This window comes from Pantoea sp. YU22 (genome assembly GCF_003970755.1).
Taxonomy (GTDB): domain Bacteria; phylum Pseudomonadota; class Gammaproteobacteria; order Enterobacterales; family Enterobacteriaceae; genus Pantoea; species Pantoea piersonii.
In genome coordinates this window covers 217,226-233,243 of the sequence record NZ_RYDU01000006.1, presented here as the reverse complement: position 1 = coordinate 233,243, position 16,018 = coordinate 217,226, and the positions used below count along the sequence as shown (strand labels likewise).

Below are 16,018 nucleotides of genomic sequence, written 5' to 3'. Positions count from 1 at the left end.
GATAAGCTGCGGGTTCTTCTTCACAGCGGAACATTCCTTTGAACGATATCTTTATTATTTCTCTGGCAGGTTTCATTACTGGCATCACAACGGTGTTGTTTGGCTTTGGCGGCGGCTTCGTTGTGGTGCCTTTTGTCTATCAGCTACTGCGTCGTCAGCCGGATATGATGGAGAATGCATTGCATATCGCCGTCGCCACCTCGACGGCGGTCATGATATTCAACGCAGGGTGGGTGAGCTATCGAAACTGGCGTGCAGGCAGTATCTCCGCGCAGGCGTGTCTGCCGCTGCTGTGGTTCATCGCCGCCGGCGCGGTGACTGGTTCGTGGCTGGCAGGGCTGTTGAGTGAAGAATGGGTTCGCATACTGTTTGTCCTTTATATGCTTCTGACAATTGGCGATTGCCTGTTGCGTAAAGGTTTCTTCATTGGCAGTGTACCGCGCCGTTTATCGCTGGCGACAGTCACTGGTGGCGGAATAGTGATTGGTGTCATTGCCGCATTGCTGGGCGTCGGCGGCAGCGTTATGACGGTACCGCTGTTGCGGCGGCACGGCTATGCGATGCGGGACTGCGTCAGCGCTGCCAATCCCCTGTCGCTGCCGGTGGCGCTGTGCGGCGCCGTCACCTATGCGGTGAGCGGCTGGCAAAAAATCCCGGCAGAGGGTTTTCTGGGTTTCATCAGCCTGAAAATTATGGGATTACTTATAATTACAGGCTGGATGGGGATCCTCTTTACCCGTCGGTTGATCCCGGCTGTTCCTGATGTCTGGCATGCGCGAATCTATGTGCTGCTGCTGTGCGCCGTACTGCTGGCAATGCTGTTATAAGCATAAAGTATCAACTGCTGGCAGGAAGGCTTCTGACATAAAGCGAAATGCCGCCGTTTCTCCAGAAGATGGCAGGCGCAGTGGGCGCTGAAACTGGCACGATTCACAGAGAAGGGACGTAACAAGCCAGCTAAGCGTTCTACAGGGCGTCGGGACTTTACTCCAGGGGCTGACATGGATTATGCGATGCCTGAAGGGTTCAGAGGCGGGTAGGGCAGATGCTTTCAGGGGTTCACTCAGTATACTGAGGAAGATGAATGCTTTGGTGGTTAAGGTCCGCTATGAGCAAAAGCGGACATTATTTATGCGCTCTGTATTTCTTTGATTTCACCGATGGGTCAGGAATTTAATAATCGCTTCGAGACTCATTGCGGGATAGCTAATCAGCATGTGCCATTATCCTGACATTCATTTATTGGGAACCGTTCACCAGCAGGTTATGCCGAGGTCTTAAGCCGGTCATTGTCCGCTTTGAGTGGCGAGCGGGCGTTAACCTCACTCGCATATAAACATCTTGTCGGAAACGCTTGAAAGATGAATGGTTAAAATTGCAGAAGCGCTTAAATTTCAAGTGTAGCAAGGATGACGGCTTCTATTTTCTCCGGTGTGGTGAACGGTGCAAAACGCCTGAGTGGTTTGCCGTCGCGTCCGATCAGGAACTTAGTAAAGTTCCATTTTATCCGCCCGCCCAGCACGCCGGGCAATTCCTCTTTCAGGTAACGAAACACCGGGTGCGTTGCGGTGCCGTTGACCTCCACTTTTTCGAACATCGGGAAGCTCACACCGTAGTTAATATGGCAGGTCTGCGCGATTTCGTCGGCATCGCCGGGTTCCTGTTTACCGAACTGGTTACAGGGAAAACCAAGCACTACCAGACCCTGGGCGGCGTACTTCTTGTAGAGCGATTCAAGACCGGCATATTGTGGCGTGAATCCACAATGGCTGGCGGTATTAACCACCAGAACCAGCTTGTCAGCATAGTCAGCCATGGAGATGAGCTGACCACGCAGACTGGTGGCAGTAAATTGATGAAAACTGGTCATATTGAAATCCTCAGAATTGCTCGCATCGCAGATTCGTTGTGTCAGACAGGATAACTGCCTGTCGATCAGAATTGCACATTTTCCACGTCCGCTGTTGGCTTTGAACGATCAGACTGGACGTCAGGTCGGTTCAGAGGCTGAAGAAGGGGAGCGCGCGCCACGACACGCGGCATTAAAGCAGTATCTGATACATTCTATGAGATTCCAGGACGCGAAAAGCGGACGGTGGTGCACGTTATTAACGAAGCCAGGATATTTGTATTGCTCCTGCTGCGTCGCTGCACCTCGTCAGACAGAATGAACATGGCGCCATATCTTTATTGAGGCGCCTCGCCTGTAAGAACCGCCCGGACAATAAACGAAACGACTGCTGCATGGTGCGCGTCAGTAACACCACATTTCATGCCCGACCTGATATTTTAAGCGATTCAGTTATGGCCTCGCGCTAAACGCAGGGTACTGCATAAACGACCAGAGGTAACGGATCGTTAAGCGCCACGTTTGTGTTTACTGGATCAACCCAGACTGGTGTAGTCGTCATTAACAACCGGGTATCCTGGTTGATTTCTTCTTTGGCCTGAACGACCACGGCCCTGTTTCATTTACCGCACTGTATCCACTCTCCCCCTACTATGACGTGCCGAGGTCCGTTATGAACAAGAAGCGTCCCCCTGACAGAAAGAGGGAAAGGTCATGCCACAAGCAAGCCTGATTACAGTCAGAATGACACACTGCTTTCAGAGAAAGTCAGCTGGTCCTTACGGCAATTTGTCTGACGTTATGCTGCATCGAAGCACAAATGAATAAAGCCCTTAGGCAGGGCTTTATGTGATCACTCTGCTCCGCGAGGTTTTCTGCACGCAGCCAGAATATCGTCTGAAGAGACGTATTCCCTTGTCTGTACGCCGGTGATACCCAGCATGGTTGAAAAAAGGTTGTCCTGCGAATATCCCTTCTTCATTGTCTGCTGTTTCAGGCAGTTCCTGTCCACGGCGTAACGCTGCTGATAATCGGGCGAAAGCCAGATGAGCATAGGCACACGCTTCTGTACGTCAGGCGCAATGGCATAGGGAAGGCCATGCAGATAGACGCCTTTTTCACCAAGAGACTCACCGTGGTCAGATAAATAAACCAGACTGGTGGTAAACCTGTCCTGATGTGCCTTCAGTAATTCAATGGCTTTATCCACGATGTAGTCGGCATATAAAATGGTGTTATCGTAAGTATTTACCAGCTGCTCCTGCGAACATTCCTGAATCTGACTGGTTTCACAGGTAGGCGTAAATTTACGAAACGCTGGTGGATAGCGATGATTATAGGTCGGTCCGTGGCTTCCGATGGTGTGCAGAACGATAATGCCATTGCCCTTTAAGCGTGTTATGTACTCGTCAAGTCCATGGAAAAGGACCTCATCGTAACACTCGCCTTTAATGCACATGCCAGGGAGATTCAGCGCGGTCATATCCTGATTCGGGACCCGATCGCAGGCCCCTTTACATCCCGCATCGTTTTCGTTCCACAGAACGCTCAGGCCCGCCCGCTGAATAATATCCAGCAACCCTTCCTGATGACTGGCCAGTGCGTCATCGTAGCGTGCACGCGGCATGTTGGAAAACATGCAGGGTACCGATACCGCCGTTGAGGTGCCGCATGATATGACGTCAGGAATATAGGCAACGTTTTCTTCAGCCAGTAAAGGATTGGTCGGGCGCGGATAACCGCCCAGGGAAAAATTTGCGGCGCGTGAGGTTTCACCCACCACCAGTATCGTCAGGTTTTTCTTTGGACCGTTCAGCATCTGTGGACGCTGATGAGCATCCTCACCGATTTTTACCAGCGGAAGGTTAGCCCGTTCGCGGTGGTGGTAATAAGAGAGCGAGGCTACGATGAAATTCGACGGGCTCAGGGACCTTACCAGCTCACGATTATTACGAAACAGCGATGCGTAATCTTTGTAAAACAGCATCGCGACCAGCGCTATCAGGGTGACAGAAGCGACAATGTTTACGCCACGGTAAATCTGGCCTTTCCATAATGGAATAAACTTCTTAAAGCGTGGCCAGAAAGCCAGAGCGGCCATCAGGATCCCGGAAAAAAACAAAACCAGCACCATCGGGGTGGTCAACAAGGCCCTGCTTTCTGCCGGTGTGGTATCGATGATATTAGTGATCATCGAGCGGTCAAGGACAATGCCGTAGTGCTGAATAAAGTATTGAGCAGGGGCAGCGACAAGAATAAACAGCGCAACAGTTACCCTGTCCAGCCAGACAAATGAGGCGAGGGTGACCACAATATTTATGACGCTAAAGGCCACTACGGGCATCGAAAGGAAAAAAAGAATGTTGTGCAGGCCGGTCAGTGGTATCAGTGCGAGAGCCTGTCTGTAGTAAGCGATATTCAGAAAAACGGAGATATAAAGCGAGAACAATATAATAAAAGTAATGCGATGCATTACCGGCGTCTTGAAGTGAAATGCTGACATAAAGGTATTCCGTAACCTCAGTATGACTGAACCAGTAAGATAAAATTGTTTTTATTAGCAATCGTTAATAAAAATTGTTATGCAGTGAACCATATGGCCAAAAAAACGATCACTGTAATTGCAGAGATAATCACAGAAAAACATTCACTTGCTGACCACTTCAGCATAAAAATTGCCTCGCAAGTTTATAAGTTCACCGATGTAAGAGTTAAATAAAAGTAAACTAAATGCGTGTTTTCTCAGATTTTTACTTTTATATTATGTGAGGCGGATCACGCAACAAATGCCATTTTGTCAGTGCCTGTATGATTATTATTCGATTAGAGCCGCTTACGTTTCGAGGTGCCTGCTTCCGACATAAAAGGACCTGCCGAGATAGTTTTACTGAACAGGCTTTTCTGACTGTTGTGACCTTAATACGGCCTGAGGGGGCTGCTCCTTAGTATTCACTCCCTTTATCCGCTCCGTTTCTGCTTTCAGACAGTCATCACATTCGGAACCGTATTCAGTCTGTTTTCCCCCGCGCGCGTTTTGGCAGGATATATGTCAGTTATGTAGTCAGTGAAAGCAGACTGGTTCTGGATGCTCGCAGACCTGATCCCGGCAAGTTCATCAGGTGACGGATGACTCCAGTCTTTCAACAACGACTCTGCCAGGGTGGAAGTGGGAGCCGGTCCCCGTTATCCCACAGATGAGAACCTGATTAACTGTTGGTGTAGGGTGCTGTAGCGCAATCAGTCTTTGTTATTGCGCCTGCCTGAAACAGAAGACGTGCTGATTAATGCGGATGCTGTAACGCATCACTCAATGGCAAAGTAAGCAAAAATTTGGCGACGTGGCTAAAAGTGAAGTGGCACCATTCGTGGTATATGGGCATGGCACTGAATAATAGGTCTCATTACGGCTGTCGCGATCCTTATATGAACAGGGACTCATCACCTCGCATATGAATTATGTCTGGCCCGCACGATTACTCGTAAATTCGCAATTAATCTACTAACAGAATTGGTTTAAAAGGGGAGGGGGTTATGCTGATGGAATTATCCACTCAGGTTCCTGAGGAGACAGCGAAGCGGTTTTTCGAGGATGGCGAAGTTCCATCAGCAAATTGTAAGCACCCGGTATAAGGCCAGTAAGAATGCTCGGCACGATGTCTTCCGTACTGTTGTCCGGCAGGCTGGCGGTCAGTTAACAGATTTCGTCGCAAGCCATATTGTGCGGCCATTACATTGCTTGTCTTCAACAACATGGCCGATCAACTGAAAGCCATAGTTGTGCATTAGTGATTCGTACTCAAGGGCGGACAGGCTGGCGTGAGCAAGTGGCTCACCCTGAAACTCACCAATGGCCTCACCCTCTTCCGGGCCGGCATTGAACATAAGAGCCGCACCCTCTTTTACATGAGCAGAAAAAAGTGCAAATATCTTACGTTGATCAGCATGACACAGATGAAAAAAACTGTCCCACGCAAGAATGCCGTCGAAATTCATTCCCAGATTCACCTCCCGCATATCGGCGACTAACCAGGTTTCGTGAGGAAATTTATCTCTGCACTGAGATATCATGGAGGGTGAGGAGTCGACACCCGTTACTTTAAAACCATGACTAAGAAAATACGCTGCAATCGGGGAGCCATTACCACACCCCAGATCCAGAATATGTCCTCCCGGGGGAAGAGAGCTTAAGAACCTGTCCAGCCATGCCTTTTCTGCCAGACTGGCAGGACGCATTTTTGCAAAGGCAGAAGCATGTTTCTCATAAAGTGAAATAACGGCTTTGAAGGCTTGATCGCTCATCATTCTCCTTTTTGATAGCAGTTATCAGGTAGTTTAAAACTGTGCAACGTAGCGTAGCAAACCTTCACCATGAGCGCGCCTGTTAAATATTGCGGCAAGCATTAACCAGGCCGCAGATTTAACGCGGCGGGATAATATTTACGGCTTCTGGCACAAAGCAGCCTGACGCAGGCGTAAGGTCCGCTGTAAGCAAAAAGCGGGTATTACTGAACTGATGAAATCATCATTGAATAAGAAACCGGTGCATATCTTCACGGCTGGTCAGTTTAATCTGGCTGTCAGGAGAGACTTTAGAAAAAACCTTAAGATGGCCCTCATAGCTGCTTGACCCGGTTCTTGTTTCATAGGAAGACGCCCATTCCAGCAACGCGGCAAATTCTTCAGGCGAACCGTTATTTCTTATCCCCCTTGCTTTGATGTTTTCAACACACTCGGCTGAAGCAGGCGTCAGCCATATAACCTGCGTGGCATATAAAGCGACGGTGGCAGCAATCCAGCCATATATGCCCTCGATGATCCAGCGATCCTGGTTCGCTATCGCCTGAACATCATTGAGCACATCGGCTTTTTTCCGGGCTTTGCCATAGCCTTCTGACTCCCAGTTGAGGGTGTCTAAATCTGTAACAGGCAGGTTTGTCAGCGCAGATAAGTGTGCTGCCAGCCAGCTTTTGCCTGAACCGCTGTTTCCCATTATCAGTACACGCTTTACGTTATTGCTCATCTTTGGCTTCATATCAGGAAGAGTCTCTTGTTACCCGCTCACAGCGCTACGCGGCACTGCCTTTCCTGTCACTGTGACAATCTGTTCCGCCTGGAAGCTAACTCAGTTTTGGAAAAACTGCTTTGCGAACATTGTTCGCTTCAGGTGCCTTTAGCGGTGTCACCAGGGCATAGTTATAGTGCGCATCGCTCCAGTACTGTGCCATGACATCTTCTGCCTGACGTTCTCCCTGCGATATTTGAACCTGGCTGAGCGGCCGGATATACCATGCAACCCGGATGCCGCGCGGATCCTGATACATCACTAAAGCTGCGGGACCCTGAGCGGTTGCCATCAGCCGGGCGCCGAGCGGCTTGAAGCCATAGTGTTCAAGATTGGGCGGCAGGGCACCGCGAATAAAATAGCGAGTGACCCAGCTTGCCAGCTCTGAGTGCTGACTGGCGTTAACGTCAAGCGGGAGCTCTGTCTCATCGCCAAACAGCTTATAAGCCTGAACGGCGTCTTCCATTGGCAGAGGCGCTGACAGTTGTGCATCTTTAAGCTGCCAGCCGGTAAATCCGCCGACGCTGAGTGACAGAATAAACAGGCAGGCCAGCGCCACTTTTCTTTGCCGCTGCTGTCGCACACGGCGGCGAAAATAGTGAGGGTCAATACTCTTCATGTTCAGGGGCTGCCGGTTCATTGCCTGGCGTAAACGCTGCGCATCATCACGCAGTTCCCGCATTTGCGCAGCAACCTGGGGATTTTTCGCCAGATAATGCTCTACCTGCTGCGCAGTCGCCTCATCCAGCTCGCCATCCATCCAGGCGTGCAGATACTGTTCATCGGGTATCATTTTAGCCTCCTCAATGACATCGGACTCACCTTACCTTCTGATTGCTCATATAACATTTTACGCCCCCGTGAAAGACGGGACATGACTGTTCCCAGTGGGATATTGAGTGTCATAGCGGCCTCTTTGTAGCTGAGCCCTTCCACGCTCACCAGTAACATCACCGCGCGATAGTCGGTCGGCAGCGTAGCGAACAGCGCCAGCGTATCGTCAGCAATTGCCATCGCTTCGACAGAGGGGCCCGGAGACGCTTCGCCCGTAAAAAAGGCCAGAATAGCCCGGTAACGTTTTTGCCGCCGCTCCCCGTCGATAAATTGCCGATAGAGAATGGAAAACAACCAGGTACGCATGCTCTGCGCAGGGATGTTTTGCGGCCTGTGGGTTAAGGCTTTAATCAGGCAGCTCTGCACCAGGTCATCGGCACTGTGCGGATTGCGGGTGAGCCACAGTGCAAAGCGCTGCAAATGCGGCATCAATTCCCGAATTTCATCATCAGTCAGATATGACATAGCCGCCCCTCATCGTTTGCGATGCCCGGTCATACTCTCAAACACACCGTCACGTAATATCAGCGCGTGCAGTAATGCCGCCGCCAGATGTCCCACTATGGTCACAAACAGCAACAAGGCCACGAGCGTATGCAGTGAACGTAACAGAGCATAGGCATCGTTATTGATGGGCAGTATGGGAGGTAATACTATGCCGCTTCCAATTGTTATCGGGTAGCCAGCTGCAGAGAGCATCGCCCAGCCAATCAGAGGCTGAGCCAGCATCATCGCATATAATGCCCAGTGTGAAAGATGAGCCAGCGCGCGCTGCCAGACTGGAATCGAGCGGGGCAAGACTGGCGTTGCGGTAAAGAAACGCAACCATAAGCGCACTAACACCAGCAGCAATATCATCAGACCCAGCGGTTTATGAAGAGAGACCATCAGCGCGTGCAGCGAAGAAACAGTGGATACCATAGCGACGCCAATAAACAACATGGTCAGAATCGCGATCGCCATTAACCAGTGCACCACGCGCAGCGCGGGGTGAAAATGCGTAACCTGTTTCATAATGCGTGTCCTGACTGTTCAGACTGCTCGCGAGTGCGAAGATTGTAAGATTTGGCATAGGCAGCCGAACGCCCATTGAGGAGCGGATCGCTGGAGCCGGTTATGCCATCTGGCAGGATCAGAGGGTCGTAATTGATATCATTACATGCTCCCTGCTGCTGCGGGACCGCACGCTCTATGCGGAGCGTTCCGGCATTGATTGTCTGCCGGTCAGCGGGCCAGGCTTTGGATGCATCGTCCTCGGGATCGCCTGCGCTGGCTAAAGTGATAATTAAATCCCATTCCAGTGGCGCACTCTCCAGGCGCTGTTGCAGATCTGCCTGCAGAAAGTTTTTATCCTTCCTCTCCGCAGCCGTTATTGGCTGACGCGGCGTGTGCGGCACCATACTCCACCGAACCAGATGTTTATTATTTCCTTTATCGACAAAGAAGAAGGTGTTAAGGCTATTAAACCGATCGCTGCCCCAGCTGGAGGACGGAACGTACTGTTTTGCCCAGCTCAGAAAAGGGGCGATTTCCGGATGCTTATGAAGGAGGTCTTGCATAGCTGTCGGGCTCGGTTTCCCTGTCGCCGGGTCGGGTCGCGAAGCTATCTGCTGGTCATAAAATCCCTGCACCGTTGACACCGGGAAAAACGGAATAGCATTCATCCCGGTGCGCCATTGCTCTCCATCTGCCAGCTGAAACAGTAGCGCCATACTGCGAACAGGAACGGCATAATCGGGTGCGTCCGGGTTACCGCCGGCAATCGCGAACCGCCCCGTCACCGGCGTAGTGATCCCCTGCGCAAAGAGCGCCGCGTGTGAGAGGCCACTGGCGTTACCGCTGGAAATAAAATTGCCCACCACGCATACGCCTTTGGCATGATTGCGGCGGTAGCCCGGGTGTTTTCCGCCCGACTGCTCAAGAACGTTAATAAGCTTATCAGCGGAGAGGCGCTGCGGGGCCAGCCAGCCACCGGCCCATAAAAACAGAAGTATCAGTGCCAGCGGAACGGCAGCGACCAGTAAAAGGCGTGCCAGTTTATGCCTGAGTGAAGGTAAGGAGTGCGACATGTTAAGGGCTCATCTGTGTGCTAAGAGCAGATAAAACGAACCAGCGAGCAGCTTATTCCCGTTGCCAGATAATTTTTTATGCAATGTCAGAGGGCGAGCGGTAAGTCATTATTTTTACAGACAGTCATATGCCCACTGAAAATTAGCGGCGGGCAGGGAAACAGAACAGCAGCACAGGACGTCGGGTTATAAAAACAGGATGTTAAAGGGCAGATGCTTTGCCCCCGGCTGTCTGATAACAGAAAAGGGGGCGTCTAAATAAAATCTTTGCCTATGAGGCTATCGTGCCGCGCACGATAACTTTCCCGGGTTTGCTGTCACTGTCCGAAACGCGTCGGATAGCCAGATTGAGCGCCTGCCAGGCTATCTCCTGCAAATCATGGGTAAAACAGGGGAAATGGAAACCGTAAATCTCAGCGTGGGAGACCTCATCAATACTGAAGAGATTGACCTGCTCCATAAGCCTGAGCTTATGTTCGATACAGGCTTTAACGATACCCAGCGAAATCTGGTTATTACAGCCGACAAAATAATCCGGGGCCGCGTGGCTGCTAAGCCAGCGGCTGGTTTCACGCCAGGCAGCATCCATAAAAAAATCGGCATGCAGAACTTCAAACGATTCCACCTTGCCCAGCAAAGCCGCCTGTAAACCGGTCACCCTTTCGCGCGCCACGTTTGAATTTTCTGGCCCGGAAACCACGACGACCCGCTTTGCCTGGTGCTCCAGCAGCCAGCGTCCGGTCTGCAACCCACAGTCCAGATTATCGATATAGACGCCGCTGCAATGCGAAGCCTGCAGTTCGCGATCGACCAGCACCACTGGAATATTGAGTATCTCCAGCCGCTTCATATAGGCAGGATGATAGTTAACGTCATTGGAAATCACCGAAAGGATGATGGCATCAACGTTATAACCAATCAGCTTATCGATAATGCGGTCTTCCGCTTCTTGCGATTCATACGAGTCAAACACCAGCGTGTCGTAACCCATTTTTTGCGCTTCCAGCGTCATCAGCCGCGTCAGCCCGCCAAAAAAGGGGTTAGCCATATCAGGATTGACGATGCCGATTGTTTTACTCGCTTTCGCTCGCAGGTTGCGTGCGGCGGCATTCACCACATAGCCAAGCTGTTCAGCCGTATCGCGAATGCGTTGTAGCGTTTCCGGATGCACTTTCTCAGGCTGCGAAAAAGCCCGGGAAGCGGTAATTTTACTGACGTTCGCCTGCGCGGCGACGCTTGCCAGCGTCGCCTTTCGTCCCCGACCTGCTGCCAATTGCGGCTCCTTTATTAAAACACATCATTTTGTATCATTTACAAATCATGACAGATCCAGTGGCGGGAAGCTAACGCTGATTTTTATGCCAGTCGGTTAACACGGGGATCGGTAAAAATATCCAGTTCATCGCGGCTTTCGGATGAGAATTCCGAGACAACGGCGCCCTTATCGCCTGCCTGGAACCAGTGGCGGGTATCCGGCGGAATGGTGTACTGCTCTCCTGGCCGCAGTAAAACGTAGCGGGTACAGGTATACCAGGCTTCGCTGCCTTCTGGCACCTGACAAACCGGCTGCCCGTCGGCATCGTTTTGGGTCAGGCTGTCATCATCGACAAACAGATAGACCTCGCCCCAGCGACAGCGAAACGTTTCCTGCTTGCCTGGCGTCCCCTCGAACGGCGGGTGCCGATGTTCTGGGCAGGTCTGTCTGGGAAACAGCACCAGCTCTTTGGCGCAATAGCGCGGCGAGTTTATATAGGTCAGCAACTGCAGACCGGAAGCGGGGTAGTCCGGCAATCCAAACGTCGCGACCTCAATGCGATTTACCTCTTCATCCGTCAGCGTTATCTCAGCCTGTCGCAGGAAATTAAACGTCTGTTGTACATATTCATTCATCGCTTTCATGGCGTCCTCACTTCATCATAATGGTATCGATATCATTTATTGCAGGCTGAGCAGCGATAATCTGTGATCGCCTTCAATGATATTCATCCTGAGGTAGCCGGGTTGTTTACTTATTTGACGAATATTTAACAGGCGTCACGGTTTTATAGCATTTTTTTCGACAGTATCGCCGCATCGCAATGATATCGATACCATTAAAATGATCTTAAAAGGAGCGGAGATGAAAGCGTTAGTTCTGGCAGAAGCGGGCAAAATAGCTATTGAAAATCGCGAGTTTGATGAGACGCTCGGCGACAACGACGTCGAAATCAAAATCCATTCCGTAGGCATTTGTGGCAGTGACGTTCACTACTATCAGCATGGCCGTATCGGTCCTTTTGTCGTTGAGGCACCGATGGTATTGGGTCATGAAGCCTCTGGCGTCGTGCTGGCTACCGGCAAGAATGTCACACACGTTAAACCCGGCGATCGCGTCTGCATGGAGCCGGGCATCCCTGACCTTAATTCAGCCCAGTCGCGCGCCGGGATATACAACCTTGATCCCGCCGTTCGCTTCTGGGCAACGCCGCCGGTGCACGGCTGTCTGCGCGAAACCGTCATCCATCCTGGCGCTTTTACCTTCAAACTGCCGGACAACGTCAGCTTTGCGGAAGGTGCGATGGTAGAGCCGCTGGCAATTGGCATGCATGCCGCTACCAAAGCGGGCATCAAGCCTGGCGATATCGCGCTGGTGATCGGCGCCGGTCCTATCGGCGTGGTGACGGCGCTGGCCGCGCTGGCAGGCGGATGCTCAGACGTCATCATTTGCGATCTGTTTGATGAAAAGCTGGCGGTCGCCGCTAACTATGATGGGCTGCACGCCGTCAATATCAAAAGCGGCGACCTGGCCGCTAAAGTAGCTGCGCTAACCAGCGGCAACGGCGTTGATGTGGTGTTTGAATGCAGCGGCGCTAAACCCGCCATCGCAACGCTGGCGGAACATGCCGCGCCTGGCGCGACCGCAGTGCTGGTTGGCATGCCGATCGATGCCGCACCAATGGATATCGTGGCCGCGCAGGCGAAAGAGATCACCTTCAAGACCATATTCCGCTACGCCAATATGTATCCGCGCACCCTGCGTCTGCTGAGCAGCGGCAAGCTGCGCGTGCAGCCGCTGATTAGCCAGACCTATAAATTTAGCGAAAGCGTCGCCGCCTTTGAGCGCGCGGCGGCCGGTAACGCCTCTGATATCAAAATCATGCTGGAAATGGAGTAACCCATGTCGCTCTTTGCTGGCATTGACTGCGGAACACAGGGCACCAAAGTCGTGATTGTCGACAGCGAGCAGGGCGCGATCCTCGGTGAGGGCAGCGCTGCTCACCCTCTTATCAGCGACTCAAACGGCCGCCGTGAACAGCAGGCTGGCTGGTGGATCGAGGCGCTTGTCGCCGCATTCCATCAGGCGGTTTCCCACGCGGGCGTGGATGCGCGCCAGATCAAGGCGCTGGGCGTATCGGGTCAGCAACACGGCTTTGTGCCGCTGGACGAGCAGGGCACGGTGCTGCACAACGTCAAGCTGTGGTGCGACACCGAGACCGCTGATGAAAACGAGGCGCTGCTGGCGCAGCTGGGCGGCGTAAGCGGTTCGCTGGCACAGTTAGGATTGATGGTGGCGACCGGTTATACCGCTTCGAAAATCATCTGGTTTAAACAGCAGCATCCTGAGCTCTGGTCCCGTCTGCATACCGTGCTGCTGCCGCACGACTACCTTAACTTCTGGCTGACCGGAGAGCGCGTAATGGAGTATGGCGACGCTTCCGGCACCGGCCTGCTGAACGTGCGCACCCGCGAATGGGATCGCCGTACCGTCGACCTGATCGACGACAGCGGACGCCTCTGGAATGCGCTGCCGCCGCTTAAAAGCGCTGAAAGCTGTATCGGCACGCTACGTTCAGAAGCGGCGGAAAGGCTGGGGCTCTCTACCGCCACGCGCGTCGCGACCGGCGGCGGCGACAACATGATGGCCGCTATCGGCTCCGGTAATATCGCGGTCGGTACCCTAACCATGAGTCTCGGCACGTCCGGCACGCTGTTCGCCTGCTCCGCTGCGCCGGTTGTCTCCGAATCAGAAATGATTGCCGGTTTCTGCTCCAGCACCAACGGCTGGCTGCCGCTGATTTGTACGATGAATGTGACGTCGGCGACCTCTGCGGTGCAGGCGCTGCTGGAGGAAGATGTCGACGGATTTAATCGGCTGCTTGACCAGGCTGAGCCGGGCGCTGGCGGATTAGAGATGCTGCCTTTCTTTAACGGCGAGCGCGTGCCGCAGCTGCCTTACGCGCGCGCCAGCCTGCACAACCTCGACAGCGACAACTTTACTCGCGCCAATCTCTGCATGGCTGTGGTGGAAAGCGCCACCTACGGGCTGCGCTACGGCATGGAACTCTTTCGACGTCAGGGCATATCACCGCGCGAAATCCGACTCACCGGCGGCGGGGCCCGCAGCCCGCGCTGGCGGCAGATTGTGGCGGACGTGATGAACTGTCCGGTGGTTTGCCTGCAGGTAAAAGAGACGGCGGCGCTGGGCGGAGCGATTCAGGCCATGTGGGCTACCGCGCTGGCGGAGGAGCCCCACCAGCAGGCCGACGGCGTGCTCAGCGACCTGTGCCAGCGTTTTGTTTCGCTTGATGAATCCACCCGCGCCGCGCCTGATGCCAGACGTCAGCCGCAGTATGACGCGCTTTATCAACGCTACCTGCAACGCCTGCAACAGGCTTACCCGGAGGCATCACTGTGACACGCGACCCGCAAACCCAACAGCCCGCTTACCTGCTGGAAGTCACTGGCGTAAAAAAAGCGTTTGGCCCGGTCGTGGCATTGAAAAACGCTGAGTTCGCCCTGCGGCGGGGTTCTATCCATGCGCTTTGCGGCGGGAACGGCGCCGGAAAATCGACCTTCCTGAGCATCCTGATGGGCTTTATTCAACCTGACGGCGGCAGCATTTTCATCAACGGCGAACGCTGCGAGTTTCATCATCCCAGGGATGCGCTGGCCGCCGGGATCGCGATCGTGCAGCAGGAGTTAAGCGCGATCCCCGATCTGACTGTGGCAGAAAATATCTGGCTGGGACGGGAGCCGCGTCGCCTGGGGTTTGTTGATTTCGCCACCATGAACCAGCGCACGCGCGACCTGCTGAAAGAGCTCGATTTTCACCTCTCCGCCACTGAAAAAATGCGCAACCTGAGCGTTGCCGAACAGCAGCTGGTGGAGATCGCAAAGGCGCTCTCGCATGCGGATGCCGACATTATCATCATGGACGAACCCACTTCCGCGATTGGGGAAGAGGATGCCCAGAAAATTTTCCAGACGATCACCCGGCTGGCGCAGAAGGGAAAAGGGATCATTTACGTCTCGCATCGGCTGTCCGAAATTTTCCAGATCGCCGACAGCTACACCATCTTTCGTGACGGCGCTTATATCCATGAAGGATTTATCGCTGATATCACCCGCGAGCAGCTGATTGAACACATCATTGGCGGCGAATATGACAGCGAATTTGCCAAGTTTAATCAGCCGGGCGAAGAGGTGATGATGGAGATTAAAAACCTGCGCTGGCGTAACAAGATCAAGGATATCAGCCTGCATCTTAAGCGGGGCGAGATCCTCGGCATTTATGGTCTGGTTGGCTCGGGACGCAGTGAGTTTCTCGATCTGGTATTCGGCATCAACCATGCCGACAGCGGCACTATACAGCTGGGCGATACCCTGCTTGGGCGCCACTCACCGAAAGAGGCGATTAAATGCGGCATCGCCTATGTCACCGAAGATCGCAAACAGACAGGACTGGTGCTGTGCCGTTCGGTCAGCGAGAACATCAATATTTCCTCCTTTAGCGCCATCAGCCGGTCGGGCTTTATCAATGAAAAGCGGGAACGGGATCGCGCCAGCGAGATGATCAAACGCTTTAACGTCAAAACGCCGGATGGCGCTCACATCGTCGGCAACCTCAGCGGCGGCAATCAGCAGAAGGTGGTGCTGGGACGCTGGGCGCTGCTTGATCCAGACGTTTTGCTGCTGGATGAACCTACGCGCGGCATCGACGTCGGGGCCAAAAAAGAGATCTACCGCTTTATGTCGGAATTTGCCCTGAAAAACAAAGGGATCATCATGGTTTCCTCCGAACTGTCGGAAATCATCGGCATGAGCGATCGCATTCTGGTCTTCCGCGACGGGCAGGTGGCTGGCGAATTAACGGCGGCGCAGGCCACCCAGGCCGAGCTGATGAAGCTGGCGGTATAACAAAGAGATAACAAGATGAACGGTACA

Annotated in this window: 14 protein-coding genes; 4 read left to right on the top strand and 10 right to left on the bottom strand. The window is 53.0% G+C overall.

What is annotated here, in order from left to right; all coding sequences use genetic code 11:
• Positions 1–38 precede the first annotated feature (38 nt).
• Complete coding sequence (locus EKL29_RS11670) at positions 39–827, top strand: sulfite exporter TauE/SafE family protein (RefSeq protein WP_126689761.1); 789 nt, start codon at positions 39–41, stop codon at positions 825–827.
• A 560-nt stretch (positions 828–1,387) separates the two neighbouring features.
• On the opposite strand, the gene EKL29_RS11665 is transcribed toward EKL29_RS11670, so the two are convergent.
• From EKL29_RS11665 to EKL29_RS11620, 10 genes are all read right to left on the bottom strand, one after another.
• Entirely contained in the window at positions 1,388–1,870 is a 483-nt protein-coding gene (locus EKL29_RS11665; protein ID WP_120458469.1) for a glutathione peroxidase, read from the bottom strand.
• An 832-nt stretch (positions 1,871–2,702) separates the two neighbouring features.
• Positions 2,703–4,352: a phosphoethanolamine transferase EptA gene (gene eptA / locus EKL29_RS11660; protein ID WP_126689760.1), complete on the bottom strand. Its 1,650-nt coding sequence runs from the start codon at positions 4,350–4,352 to the stop codon at positions 2,703–2,705.
• A gap of 1,184 nt (positions 4,353–5,536) precedes the next feature.
• Positions 5,537–6,148 carry a class I SAM-dependent methyltransferase gene (locus EKL29_RS11655; protein ID WP_126689759.1) on the bottom strand — a complete coding sequence of 204 codons (612 nt, stop codon included), beginning with the start codon at positions 6,146–6,148 and terminating at the stop codon, positions 5,537–5,539.
• A gap of 223 nt (positions 6,149–6,371) precedes the next feature.
• Positions 6,372–6,869, bottom strand: a complete 498-nt coding sequence (locus EKL29_RS11650) for an adenylate kinase (protein WP_126689758.1) — start codon at positions 6,867–6,869, stop codon at positions 6,372–6,374.
• A gap of 97 nt (positions 6,870–6,966) precedes the next feature.
• Positions 6,967–7,704, bottom strand: coding sequence for an anti-sigma factor (locus EKL29_RS11645; protein ID WP_126689757.1), 738 nt, complete (start codon positions 7,702–7,704; stop codon positions 6,967–6,969).
• Complete coding sequence (locus EKL29_RS11640; RefSeq protein ID WP_120456561.1) at positions 7,701–8,210, bottom strand: RNA polymerase sigma factor; 510 nt, start codon at positions 8,208–8,210, stop codon at positions 7,701–7,703. The genes EKL29_RS11645 and EKL29_RS11640 overlap by 4 nt, the downstream gene beginning before the upstream one ends.
• Positions 8,211–8,219: 9 nt before the next feature.
• The gene (locus tag EKL29_RS11635; protein WP_120456560.1) at positions 8,220–8,759 is read right to left on the bottom strand and encodes a cytochrome b; all 540 of its coding nucleotides are present in this window, start codon (positions 8,757–8,759) and stop codon (positions 8,220–8,222) included.
• The gene (locus EKL29_RS11630; protein ID WP_126689756.1) at positions 8,756–9,814 is read right to left on the bottom strand and encodes a catalase family peroxidase; all 1,059 of its coding nucleotides are present in this window, start codon (positions 9,812–9,814) and stop codon (positions 8,756–8,758) included. The genes EKL29_RS11635 and EKL29_RS11630 overlap by 4 nt, the downstream gene beginning before the upstream one ends.
• A gap of 271 nt (positions 9,815–10,085) precedes the next feature.
• On the bottom strand, positions 10,086–11,087 hold the full coding sequence (locus tag EKL29_RS11625) for a LacI family DNA-binding transcriptional regulator (protein WP_120456556.1): 1,002 nt from the start codon (positions 11,085–11,087) through the stop codon (positions 10,086–10,088).
• An 83-nt stretch (positions 11,088–11,170) separates the two neighbouring features.
• A complete protein-coding gene (locus EKL29_RS11620) occupies positions 11,171–11,713 on the bottom strand; it encodes a D-lyxose/D-mannose family sugar isomerase (RefSeq protein ID WP_371315504.1) in 543 nt (180 codons plus the stop codon).
• Positions 11,714–11,933: 220 nt separating this feature from the next.
• On the opposite strand from EKL29_RS11620, the gene EKL29_RS11615 reads away from it, so the two are divergent.
• Genes EKL29_RS11615 through EKL29_RS11605 form a run of 3 tightly spaced genes read left to right on the top strand, consistent with a single transcriptional unit; the run spans position 11,934 to position 15,991 of the window.
• Positions 11,934–12,968 carry an NAD(P)-dependent alcohol dehydrogenase gene (locus tag EKL29_RS11615; protein ID WP_120456554.1) on the top strand — a complete coding sequence of 345 codons (1,035 nt, stop codon included), beginning with the start codon at positions 11,934–11,936 and terminating at the stop codon, positions 12,966–12,968.
• Positions 12,969–12,971: 3 nt separating this feature from the next.
• Positions 12,972–14,489, top strand: coding sequence for a xylulokinase (xylB, locus tag EKL29_RS11610; RefSeq protein WP_126689755.1), 1,518 nt, complete (start codon positions 12,972–12,974; stop codon positions 14,487–14,489).
• Positions 14,486–15,991 (top strand): sugar ABC transporter ATP-binding protein, encoded by a 1,506-nt coding sequence (locus tag EKL29_RS11605; RefSeq protein ID WP_126689754.1) that lies wholly within the window; start codon positions 14,486–14,488, stop codon positions 15,989–15,991. The genes xylB and EKL29_RS11605 overlap by 4 nt, the downstream gene beginning before the upstream one ends.
• Positions 15,992–16,018 lie beyond the last annotated feature (27 nt).

Excerpts from the sequence above, each read along its gene's own strand:
- xylB (WP_126689755.1), top strand. The coding sequence starts at position 12,972 with ATGTCGCTCTTTGCTGGCATTGACTGCGGAACACAGGGCACCAAAGTC.
- eptA (WP_126689760.1), bottom strand. The coding sequence starts at position 4,352 with ATGTCAGCATTTCACTTCAAGACGCCGGTAATGCATCGCATTACTTTT.
- EKL29_RS11630 (WP_126689756.1), bottom strand. The coding sequence starts at position 9,814 with ATGTCGCACTCCTTACCTTCACTCAGGCATAAACTGGCACGCCTTTTA.
- EKL29_RS11615 (WP_120456554.1), top strand. The coding sequence starts at position 11,934 with ATGAAAGCGTTAGTTCTGGCAGAAGCGGGCAAAATAGCTATTGAAAAT.
- EKL29_RS11645 (WP_126689757.1), bottom strand. The coding sequence starts at position 7,704 with ATGATACCCGATGAACAGTATCTGCACGCCTGGATGGATGGCGAGCTG.
- EKL29_RS11650 (WP_126689758.1), bottom strand. The coding sequence starts at position 6,869 with ATGAGCAATAACGTAAAGCGTGTACTGATAATGGGAAACAGCGGTTCA.
- EKL29_RS11620 (WP_371315504.1), bottom strand. The coding sequence starts at position 11,713 with ATGAAAGCGATGAATGAATATGTACAACAGACGTTTAATTTCCTGCGA.
- EKL29_RS11640 (WP_120456561.1), bottom strand. The coding sequence starts at position 8,210 with ATGTCATATCTGACTGATGATGAAATTCGGGAATTGATGCCGCATTTG.
- EKL29_RS11655 (WP_126689759.1), bottom strand. The coding sequence starts at position 6,148 with ATGAGCGATCAAGCCTTCAAAGCCGTTATTTCACTTTATGAGAAACAT.
- EKL29_RS11635 (WP_120456560.1), bottom strand. The coding sequence starts at position 8,759 with ATGAAACAGGTTACGCATTTTCACCCCGCGCTGCGCGTGGTGCACTGG.
- EKL29_RS11665 (WP_120458469.1), bottom strand. The coding sequence starts at position 1,870 with ATGACCAGTTTTCATCAATTTACTGCCACCAGTCTGCGTGGTCAGCTC.